The sequence below is a fragment of the Micromonospora sp. NPDC051543 genome (assembly GCF_044454415.1).
Taxonomy (GTDB): Bacteria; Actinomycetota; Actinomycetes; order Mycobacteriales; family Micromonosporaceae; genus Micromonospora.
On sequence record NZ_JBITDT010000017.1, the window covers coordinates 129445 to 139593 of the forward strand.

General features: G+C 73.0%; 9 protein-coding genes. 4 read left to right on the top strand and 5 right to left on the bottom strand.

Going from position 1 to position 10149, the window contains the following annotated elements; all coding sequences use genetic code 11:
• The first annotated feature begins 226 nt into the window (after window positions 1-226).
• Window positions 227-1678 carry a glycosyltransferase family 39 protein gene (locus tag ACIA3K_RS26720; RefSeq protein ID WP_396804412.1) on the top strand — a complete coding sequence of 484 codons (1452 nt, stop codon included), beginning with the start codon at window positions 227-229 and terminating at the stop codon, window positions 1676-1678.
• 241 nt (window positions 1679-1919) lie between these two features.
• Here the strand turns inward: ACIA3K_RS26720 and ACIA3K_RS26725 are convergent, their stop codons facing one another.
• Complete coding sequence (locus ACIA3K_RS26725) at window positions 1920-3515, bottom strand: histidine kinase N-terminal domain-containing protein (protein ID WP_396804399.1); 1596 nt, start codon at window positions 3513-3515, stop codon at window positions 1920-1922.
• A 30-nt stretch (window positions 3516-3545) separates the two neighbouring features.
• Entirely contained in the window at window positions 3546-4577 is a 1032-nt protein-coding gene (locus tag ACIA3K_RS26730) for an SIS domain-containing protein (RefSeq protein WP_396804413.1), read from the bottom strand.
• Window positions 4578-4758: 181 nt separating this feature from the next.
• On the opposite strand from ACIA3K_RS26730, the gene ACIA3K_RS26735 reads away from it, so the two are divergent.
• Window positions 4759-6588 carry a tetratricopeptide repeat protein gene (locus ACIA3K_RS26735; protein ID WP_396804400.1) on the top strand — a complete coding sequence of 610 codons (1830 nt, stop codon included), beginning with the start codon at window positions 4759-4761 and terminating at the stop codon, window positions 6586-6588.
• A gap of 64 nt (window positions 6589-6652) precedes the next feature.
• Here ACIA3K_RS26735 and ACIA3K_RS26740 read toward each other — a convergent pair whose 3' ends face one another.
• Window positions 6653-8236, bottom strand: coding sequence for an MDR family MFS transporter (locus ACIA3K_RS26740; protein ID WP_396804401.1), 1584 nt, complete (start codon window positions 8234-8236; stop codon window positions 6653-6655).
• Window positions 8237-8348: 112 nt separating this feature from the next.
• Here ACIA3K_RS26740 and ACIA3K_RS26745 point away from each other — a divergent pair, with 112 nt between their 5' ends.
• Window positions 8349-8960, top strand: coding sequence for a TetR/AcrR family transcriptional regulator (locus ACIA3K_RS26745; protein ID WP_396804402.1), 612 nt, complete (start codon window positions 8349-8351; stop codon window positions 8958-8960).
• Between the two features lie 11 nt (window positions 8961-8971).
• Here the strand turns inward: ACIA3K_RS26745 and ACIA3K_RS26750 are convergent, their stop codons facing one another.
• Both ACIA3K_RS26750 and ACIA3K_RS26755 read right to left on the bottom strand, forming a co-directional pair.
• Window positions 8972-9481, bottom strand: coding sequence for a GNAT family N-acetyltransferase (locus tag ACIA3K_RS26750; protein ID WP_396804403.1), 510 nt, complete (start codon window positions 9479-9481; stop codon window positions 8972-8974).
• Window positions 9478-9699, bottom strand: a complete 222-nt coding sequence (locus tag ACIA3K_RS26755) for a biotin/lipoyl-binding carrier protein (RefSeq protein WP_007464729.1) — start codon at window positions 9697-9699, stop codon at window positions 9478-9480. Before ACIA3K_RS26755 ends, ACIA3K_RS26750 begins: the two co-directional genes overlap by 4 nt.
• A gap of 211 nt (window positions 9700-9910) precedes the next feature.
• On the opposite strand from ACIA3K_RS26755, the gene ACIA3K_RS26760 reads away from it, so the two are divergent.
• Window positions 9911-9985, top strand: coding sequence for a 50S ribosomal protein bL37 (locus ACIA3K_RS26760; RefSeq protein WP_369752275.1), 75 nt, complete (start codon window positions 9911-9913; stop codon window positions 9983-9985).
• Window positions 9986-10149: the final 164 nt, after the last annotated feature.

Sequence of the window (10149 nt, forward strand, 5' to 3'; positions counted from 1 at the left end):
GCCCATGCTGCCACACCAGGTAAGGCCCGGCCAATGTCCACGTGCGGGATCCCACATCACGGGCCAACCCTCTCCCCTTCCCACGATCTTGCACTTTCTGTTGCGACACAAGGCGCACGACACCCATATCGGCAACCGAAACTGCAAGATCGACGCGGGTTGGTGCGGCCGGGGGCCCCGGCGGCGTGGCAGGCTCGGGGCTGTGGGCGGACTGTCCGGGAAGGCGATGGGGGTCGCGCGCGGCGTGCCGGTCTGGCTTCTTCCGGCGCTGCTGACCCTGGCGGTCACTCTGACCGGGATCGGTTCGGCGCAGCTCTGGCGCGACGAGCTGGCGACCTGGAGCGCCGCCACCCGGTCGCCGGACGAACTCGCCCGGCTGGCCGGGACCATCGACGCCGCCACCGGCCCGTACTACCTGTTCATGCACGTCTGGGTCCTGGTCGTCGGTGACTCCACGATCGCCCTGCGGGTGCCTGCCGCGCTCGCCATGACCTTCGCCGCGGGGCTGCTGGCCGTGCTCGGGGCGCACCTCGTCGACCGGCGCGGAGGTCTCCTCGCCGGACTGCTGTTCGCGGTGCTGCCCAGCACCTCCCGGTACGGGCAGGAGGCCCGCCCGTACGCCCTGGCCACCGCCCTCGCGGTACTCGCCACGCTGCTGCTGGTGGCCGCGCTGCGCCGGCCGGGTTGGGCCCGCTGGACCGGGTACGGCGTCGCCGTGGCCGCGCTCGGGCTCACCCACCTGGTCGCGCTCACCCTGCTGGCCGCGCACGCGCTGGTCGTGCTGGTCGCCTGGTGGGGTGGCCCCGGGGTGGCCGGCATCGCCGCGACCGGCGGTCGGGATCGGCGGGTGTGGCGGTGGGCGGTCGCGCTGGTGCCGGTCGCGCTGGTGGTGACACCGCTGCTGCTGTATGCCCGCGCGCAACGCTCCGAGCAGTTGAACTGGGTCGGCCTGGCACGGCCGGACGACCTGAGCGCGCTGCCGGGCGGCGTGGCCCAGAGCAGCGTGGTGGGCGGCCTGCTGGTCGGGGTGGCGGCGCTCGGCGCGGCCCGACTCCGACGGCGCGCCCTGCTACCGCTGAGCGCGGTGCTGCTGCCGGTCCTGCTGCTCTTCGCGGCCGGCACGGTCGTACCGCTGTGGGTGCCCCGCTACCTGGTGTTCGTGGTGCCGTTCGCCTGCGTGCTGGCCGGCGCGGCGCTGGCGTCGGTGCCCGCGCCGGCCGCGCTCGCCGTGGTGGTCCTGGCCGGGCTTCTCGGCCTCCCCGACCAGGCCGCGTTGCGGCGGACCCACGAGTGGCCGCGCAGCGCGCCGGTGGACTACGCGGGCGTGGCCCGGGTGATCGCCGACGGCCAGCGCCCCGGGGACGCCGTGGTCTACTCCCCCCGGCACAGTTGGCTCTTCCTCGATCTGGGCATCGAGTACCACCTCCACGACCCGCCACGGGACGTGCTCGTCACCGAGGACGAGGTCGCCCGGGGCGATCTGTGGGCCGCCGAGTGCCCGCGACCGGCGCAGTGCCTGGCCGGCACGGCACGGGTCTGGCTCGTGGTGGCCGGCCGGCACGCCGAGCCGCTGGCCTCCGTGCCGGACGCCAAGGGCGACGCGCTGCGCGCGCAGTTCACCGTCGCCCAGGTCTGGCAGCGCCCCGGCCTGACCGTCGCCCTGCTGACCAGCCGCTGACCGGCCGGCCACCGCGCGGACCCGCCCGTCGGCCTGATCGCTCGCAGGCGAGGCCGACCGTGGGCCCGACCGAGCAGCAGGCGGGCGGACCGACGCGGCGTCGGCTGACGACCTCATCGCCCAGGAGGCGTGGCCGGCCCACTGCGATGAGCGTGATGCCGGTGAGTCATCTTGATGACTGACCGGCATCGCGCTCATCCACATATCCGCTTCCCGGCAGGGCCCGCCGGCAACGGGCCGCTCAGCCCTGGGAGCGGCCGTCCGAGGCGCTGCGGCCCAGTGGGACGACCAGCAACGCCTCGGTGCCTCCGTTGACGCCCGCGCGCAGCTCGATGGTGCCGCGCAACTCCCCCGTGACCAGTGCCCGGACGATCTGGAGGCCGAGCCGGCTGCCGCGTTCGGCGTCGAACTCGGGCGGCAGCCCGCGTCCGTTGTCGGTCACCGAGACGTGCAGCATCTTGCGGAACCGGTGCGCCGAGACGACCACCTCGGGTCGCAGCGACGGATCGACCTCGGGTGCGGCCACCGGCACCAGGCCCGAGGCGACGACGCCCGCGGCTGGCTCCTCCGCCTCGTCCGCCGGTGGGAAGCCGTGCTCGACGGCATTGAGCAGCAGTTCGTTGAGCACCATCACCAGCGACGTGGCGATCTCGGCCGGCAGCACCCCGAAGCTGCCCTGGCGGCGCATCCCGACGCTCACCTCGGTCGCCGCGACCTCGGTCGCCGCGCTGGCGACCCGGTCGACGATGCCGTCGAATTCGACCGCCTCGTCACTGGACATCGACAACGTCTCGTGCACGAGAGCGATCGACGCGACCCGGCGGACGGACTCCTCCAGGGCCACCCGGGCCTCCGGCATGGCCACCCGGCGGGCCTGCAAGCGCAGCAACGCGGCCACCGTCTGAAGGTTGTTCTTGACCCGGTGGTGGATCTCCCGGATGGTGGCGTCCTTGGTGATCAGCGCCCGATCCCGGCGGCGGACCTCGGTGATGTCCCGCACCAGCACCAGCGCGCCGATCGGTACGCCGGCGGGCATCAACGGCAGCGCCCGGGTGAGCATCGTGGCCCCGCGCGCGTCGATCTCCCGGCGGGGCGGGGCCTCGCCGCGCAGCGCGGCCAGGATCCCGGTCGCCGCCTCGGTGCCGTCGAGCGGGTCGCCGGCCAGTCGGCGGTGCAACGCCGCCAGGTCCTCACCCACCAGGTGTGAGGCGTAACCCAACCGCCGGTACGCCGACTGGGCGTTCGGGCTCGCGTAGGTGACCTTGCCCCCGGCGTCGAGGCGTACCAGGCCGTCACCGACGCGGGGCGCGGACGTTGTCTCGCCCGGGTGCCGGGGCGGCGGGAAGGTGCCGTCCGCGATCATCTGGGCGAGGTCGTCGGCCGTGGTCAGGTAGTTGAGTTCGAGCTGGCTGGGCGTTCGCGCGGTGGAGAGGTTGGTGTCCCGGCCGACCACGGCGATCACCTCGCCGGCCTCGCCGTCGGCGGTGCGCAGCCGGACCGGGATCGCCTCGTGCCGGGCGGGCACGTCGCCGTACCAGACCGGGTCGCCCTCGCGCCAGATCCGCCCCTGGGAGTAGGCGACCGCCAGGTGGGCCACCTCCGAGCCGCCGATGATCCGGCCCACCTGGTCGTCCTGGTACGCGGTCGGCGCGGTGGTGGGGCGCACCTGGGCGACGCAGAGAAACGTGCCCTCGGCGTCGACGGGCACCCAGAGCAGCAGGTCGGCGAAGGACAGGTCGGAGAGCAACTGCCAGTCACCGGCGATCCGGTGCAGGTGGTCGATGTCGGCCGGACGGAGGTGGGTGTGCTCCTCGGCGAGGTCGCGCAGCGTGGACACGGTGACCAGGGTGCCACGCCGCGCCGCGCCTCACATCGTCGCGGTGACCTTCTTCAGGCCGCGCGGCGCGTCCGGGTCCTCGCCGCGGGTCAGCGCCAACGCCAACGCCAGGCGCTGCAACGGCAGGATGTCCAGCAGCGGGGCGTACCGCTCGTCGACCTCGGGGACGGCGAGCCGCGCGGTGCCCGGCACGTCGGCGGAGCCGACCACCACGACGTCGGCGCGGCGCTCGCCGAGCCGGGGCAGCACCTCGCCCATCGACCGGCCGCCGGGGCCGGAGCCGACCACGGCGAGGACCGGGACCTCCGGATCGGTCATCGCGAGCGGGCCGTGCAGCAGGTCGGCGCCGGAGAAGGCGAGCGCCGGCAGGTACGAGGTCTCCATCAGCTTCAGCGCCGCCTCGCGGGCGGTCGGGTAGGCGTACCCCCGGCCGGTGGTGACGAGTTGGCGGGCGAAGCGGTAACGCGGCGCGAGCTGGGCCGGGGTGTCGTCGGCGAGGGTGCGGGCGGCCAGGTCGGGCAGCGCGGCGAGCGCCTCGCGCTCGGCCGTGGGGAGTACGCCGTCGCCGGCCCGGATGCCCTCCACCAGCATCAGCAGGGCGAGCAGCTCGGCGGTGTACGTCTTCGTCGCCGCCACCGCGCGCTCGTGCCCGGCGGCGATGTCGATGCTCAACTCGGCCGTCTCGACGAGCGGGGAGTCGGGGGCGTTGGTCACCGCGAGGGTGAGCGCGCCGGAGGCCCGCGCTGCGCGCAGCACCTCGGCCAGGTCGGGCGAGCCACCGCTCTGGCTGACCCCGACGACGAGGGCGTCGGACAGGTCGGGGCGTGCGCCGAAGAGGGTGACCACACTCGGCGAGGCGAGCCCGGCGGGCAGGCCGAGCCGGATCTCGGTCAGGTACGCCCCGTAGAGGGCGGCGTGGTCGGAGGTGCCCCGGGCGGTGAAGACGACGTGTCGAGGTCGACGCTCGGCGACGACGGCGGCCACCCGTGCGATCGCCGCCGTGTTGGCGGTGTCGAGCAGGCGCGCGTAACCGGCCGGCTGCTCGTCGATGTCGGCGGCCATTCCGGACCCTGCACGTGACACGGACACTCCCCTCCTGCGCGATTGCCGCGCGTTTCCTGCTCAGTCTTGCACCCTTCTGTTGGTCAGAGCAATTATTCGAGCACGAGTGCGCAGTTGATCACTTGATCATCTCAATATCAACTACGCTGGCCCGGCCGAGAAACTGCGACGAGAGGACACCGTGCCCGAGGGAAGGGACAACCCCGCGCTCTCCGCGACGGAGGAGCTGGCCCTGGCCCGGCTGGCACTGGACGAGGGGGACCTCCACCACGCCGCCCGCCACCTCGCTGGCGCGTTGGCACGAGCGCCCACCCTGCCCGAGGTGCACGAGACGCTTGCCCGCCTCGCCGCGGCCGACGGAGGAGGCCTCGACCTCTTTCCGATCAACCACCACACCTTCGTGGGCGCGGTCGTCGCCCGTGCCCACCTACTGGCCGCCGCCGGCCGCCCCGCCGAAGGGCTGGAACTGCTCGCCGCGGCGACCGGCCACGCGCCCGGCGCCGAGTGGGCGGGCGTGCCCTGGGTGACCGCTCCCGAACTGGCCGAACGGCTGGACCCGGACCGCCTGGCCCGCGTCCTCATGCAGGTCTGCGCGGCGCTCGGCGACCCGGTGCCGCGCGCCGGCCGGGCCGCCCTCACCCCGTACCTCACGCTGGCCCGCAACGCCGTCACCGTCCATCCGGAGAACGGGACGCTGCTGGGCGCGGCGTCCGCGCTGGCCCGGCGTCTCGGCGAGGTCGCGCTGGCGATCCGCTGGGCCAGCCGAGGGGTACGGAGCCAGCCGTCGAAGATGGGCGAGGTCTGGCTCGGGTACGCGTACCGCAGCGCGGGCCGGACCCGCGACGCCCTCGCGGCCCTGTACCGGGCGGTCGACCTGGACCCCGACGACCTGGCCGTCTATGCCGACATCGCCGGCACCCTGGCGGACATCGGCCGGCTCGACGACGCGCTGGAGTGGACCGAGCGGGCGCTGGCCCGGGACCCGACGTTCGACTGCGCGGTGCACACGACGCACCGCCTGCGGCACCTGCGCGACGGCGACGTGTCCCACCTGGTCGCGCTCGCCGACTTCATCCGTGACCACCCGGACGACAGTCACGAGCACGGCGACCTGGCCCAGTGCTGCCGTGCGCGGCCCTGGCTGGGGCAACTGACGCCGGCCGGCGGGCCCCTGCTGGACGCGCTGCGCCAGGCGGTCGCCGACGACGACAACGGCATCGGCGGCGTCGTACACCTCACGGCGGCAGCCCCACCGAGCGCCCTGCGGACGGTGACGTCCGTGGCGCCCGGGCTGCGCGTCGAGGTGGAGGGCGCGGTCGAGCCGGACCCGCGCGAGCCCCGGCGCGCGTCCGCGCGGCGGCTCTGGACCTTCACGGGTCACCTGCCGACGCCGGCGCTTGCCGGGCCCTCGGCGGTGGCGGTCGAGCGGATCGGTCAGGTGGCCCAACCGGCGTGGCCGCACCCGCCGGCCGCCTACGACGCGGCGGTCGGCCTGGCCGGCCTCGACGTGGACGACCTGCTCGGGCTGCTGGTACGCCCGCCCGCCGCGCCGGCCAACGCGCTGGGCCGGTTGCTGGCCGCGCAGGATCCGTCGATCTGGGTACGCGCCGTTCAGGTGTGGGCCTGCCTGGGGCTGCTGCACCAGCGCACCGACGAGCCCTGGGACGGCTCGACGAGACGACAGGTGCTGCTCGACCTGGTCTGGGGCGTGGAGGACTGGGTCACCGAGGCGGCGCTGTTCGCCCTGGTCACCGCCGCCTGGGTGGACCCGGCGGCGCGGTCGGACGTGGCCCGGGTGGTGGCGGAGCGGTTGGCCGACGTGGCGACGGTGGCCCAGACGCGGCCGGTGCCGATCGCGACCTCGCTGGCCCACCTCGCGCTGGCCGCCCCCGCCGTCGATCCGGTCACCACCGCCCTGGCCACCCGGATGCTCGACGAGCGGGCCCCCCGCCTTCCCCGCCCCCGCAACCCGCTACGCCGTCTCTGGCAGCGCCTGACCCACCGACGCTGAGTTTCCCGCGCCCCGCCAAAAAGCGCCCCGCCGAGGATCGGCGGGGCGCTTCTTCGGGGGAGGGTCAGGCCACCGGGGCCTTGCCGAGGGCGACCTCGGCCTCTTCCTCCGGTGTCGCCTGCGCCGGCGCCTCGTTGGCGGTGCGCAGCGGAATCTCCTTGATGAACCAGGCGAGCACCGGGATCGCTACGGTGAACAGCACGGCCCAGAGGAACACGTGCGAGATCGCGTCGGCCAGGCCGCTGAGGACCAGCTCCTGCGCCTGGGCGGGGAGCTGCTTGAGCTTCTCCAGGTCCATCCCACCGCCGCTGGACTCACCGCCGAAGGCCGCGCCGGCGGCGGAGTCGGCCAGCCGGTTAGCGAAGATCGCGCCGAACAGCGAGATGCCGAACGAGCCGCCGATCGACCGGAAGAACGTGGCCGCGCCACTCGCCGCGCCCAGGTCCTTCTGCTCCACGCTGTTCTGCGCGATCAGCATCGAGGTCTGCATGAGGAAGCCCATGCCGACGCCGAGCACGACCATGTAGAGCGAGGACGTCAGCTTGCTGGTGTTGGTGTCGAGCATGGACAGCAGCGCCATGCCGCCGGCCATCACCACGCCACCGACGATCGGATACGCGCGGTACTTGCCGTTCTTGGTGATCGCCCGCCCGATGGCCAGCGAGACGACGAGCATGCCGAACATCAGTGGCAGCAGCAGCAGACCGCTGTTGGTGGCCGAGGCCCCCTGGACGGTCTGCTGGTACAGCGGCAGGAAGTTCATGGCACCGAACATCGCGAAGCCGAGCAGGAAACCGACCACCGAGATCAGCGCGAAGTTGCGGTTGGCGAAGAGCGTCAAGGGCAGGATCGGCTCCGGGACCCGACGCTCCACCAGGCCGAACGCCACAAGCGTCACCAGCGCCAACGCGGCGAGGCCGAAGATCTGCGGCGAGGTCCAGTCGTACTCGTTGCCGCCCCACGTGGTGATCAGGACGATCGCGGTGATGCCCACCGAGAGCAGCCCGGCGCCGAGCCAGTCGATCCGGTGCTCGGTCCGGTACTTCGGCAGGTGCATGGTCGTGATGAGCACGAGCAGCGCGATGCCACCCAGCGGCAGGTTGACGTAGAACGCCCACCGCCAGGAGAGGTTGTCGGTGATGAAGCCACCGACCAGCGGGCCGGCCACCATGGCGATGGCCATGATGCCGGCGATCATGCCCTGGTAGCGCCCGCGCTCGCGGGGCGGGACCAGGTCGCCGATGATCGCCATGACGCCGACCATCAGGCCGCCCGCGCCCAGGCCCTGCACGGCCCGGAAGGCGATGAGCTGCACCATGCCGTCCTCGGGCCCGCCGAAGATGCCGGAGCCGGCCATGCCGCAGAGCGCCGAGCCGACGAGGAAGATGACGACCGAGGTCAGGAAGACCGACTTGCGGCCGTAGAGGTCACCGAGCTTGCCCCAGATCGGGGTGGAGACGGTGGTACCCAGGACGTACGCGGTGACCACCCAGGTGAAGTGGTTGAGGCCGCCGAACTCGCCGACGATCCGCGGCAGCGCGGTGCTGACGATCATGTTGTCGAGCATCGCGAGCATCATCGCGATCATCAGCCCGAACAGCACGACCCGTACATTGGGTCGCACGTCGGCCTGGGTTGCCTGAGTCATGGGTAAGCCCCCCCCGAGGTTTGTCGTACTTACTTGCCGCCCGGCTAGTCACCTTACTAGCCGCACGGTAAGTTGGATACCAGCACGCGGTCAAACGAATTGGAGGGCGTGGGTGAGGGAGAGCACAGGCGGCACCCGAGAGCGGATCAAGGCCGTCGCGTTGGAGCTCTTCACCGAGCAAGGGTACGAGAAGACCTCGCTGCGGGAGATCGCCGAACGCCTCAACGTCACGAAGGCCGCGCTCTACTACCACTTCAAGAGCAAGGACGACATCGTCGCCAGCTTCGTGGAGGATCGGCTCGACCAGATGGACGCGCTGACCGCCTGGGGCGAGTCACAGCCGGCGACCCTGGAGACTCGGCGCGAGCTGATCTCCCGCTACGCCGACACGATGTTCGGCGGCGACATGCCCTCGGTGATGCGCTTCTTCGAGCAGAACCAGACCGTGCTCAAGAGCCTCTCCTCCGGCCAACAGATGCGCGGCCGGATGATGCAGCTCGCCAACGCGCTCTGCCGAGGCGACGACTCCCCCGCCGCCCAACTCCGCGCCGCGCTGTCCCTCTTCGCCGTGCACACGAGCTGGTTCGCCGTACGGGCGCCGGGCATCACCGACTCCGAACGCCGCCGGCTCGCGCTGGAGGTCGCCGACGAGTTGCTGGCCGCGATCGGCACTCGGCAAGACGGGGACGCCACTCCCACCAGCCCGGCCGACGCTCGCGGCTGACGGGCCGACGGTCAGCCGCGGGGCAGCTCCAGCCGCAGGCCGAGCAGGGCCACGCCCGCCGCCGGCGACCAGTCCTTCTCCGGCGTCCGCACGAAGCCGAGACGCTCGTAGACCCGGTGGGCCGACACGGCCATCCCCGCGCGGACGCAGATCACGACGGCTGAGCAGCCCAGCTCGGCGGCCCGGTCGACGCACGCGCGCGCCAGTGCCGCGCCGACACCCCGCCCCTGGGCGGCCGGGTCGACGGCCAGCATGCGGAACTCCGCCTCGCCCGGCCCGGACAACTCGGCGAACGGGGTGCCCGGCAGCACGAAGGTCACCGAGCCGAGCACCGACCCGGTCACCTCGTCCACCGCGACCAGCACCTCGCCGGCGGCGGCCCGGGTCGACACGTCGGCCAGTACCGCCGCGTACCCGTGCTCGCCCTTGAGCTGACCATCCGCCTCGTACGCGGCCACGGTCAGTCGGGCGACCGCCGGGAAGTCGGCCGGGTCGGCGAGCCGGACCAGCGGGCCGGTCAACCAATCACCGCGATCAGGTCGCCGTCCTGCACGACGTCGCCCTCGTGGACGGCGAGCTGCTGGACCACGCCGTCCGCCTCCGCGACGACCGGGATCTCCATCTTCATCGACTCGAGGATCACCAGGGTGTCGCCCTCGGACACGGTGTCGCCCGCCGACGCGACGACCTTCCAGACGTTCGCCACCATCTCGGCGCGGATCTCCTCGGCCATGTCCACGGCCCTCCCTTTTCGCGATGTACCTGCCGACGTATCCAATCACGCGAGGCTGGAGCATGGGTGCGCAGCGGCGCGGATCGGCCCCGGCGGCAGGGACGGGGTGTCGGTCGCACTACCATCAGCGGGTCGGACCCGACGCCGGGCGGCCGGTGGATGCAACCGGCGCGAGGCCGCGCGCGAGACGGATCCGACCCATCACGAGGAGGTCAGCATGGCGAAGAAGGCCCGGAAGAAGAAGGCCCGGAAGAAGAGCAGCGCGAACCACGGTAAGCGCCCCAACTCCTGAACGTGCCGACGGGCCGACAGCCCGTCGACGGTCAGCTCACCTCGGCCGAGGCCGGGTACACCGGTGGGGGGGGGGGGGGGGGGCGCCCCCCCCCCCCCCCGGGGGGGGTGGGTGGGTGGGCGCGCGCGTGGGCCGGAAGGGGGCGCGCGGGGTGGCTTGTGCAA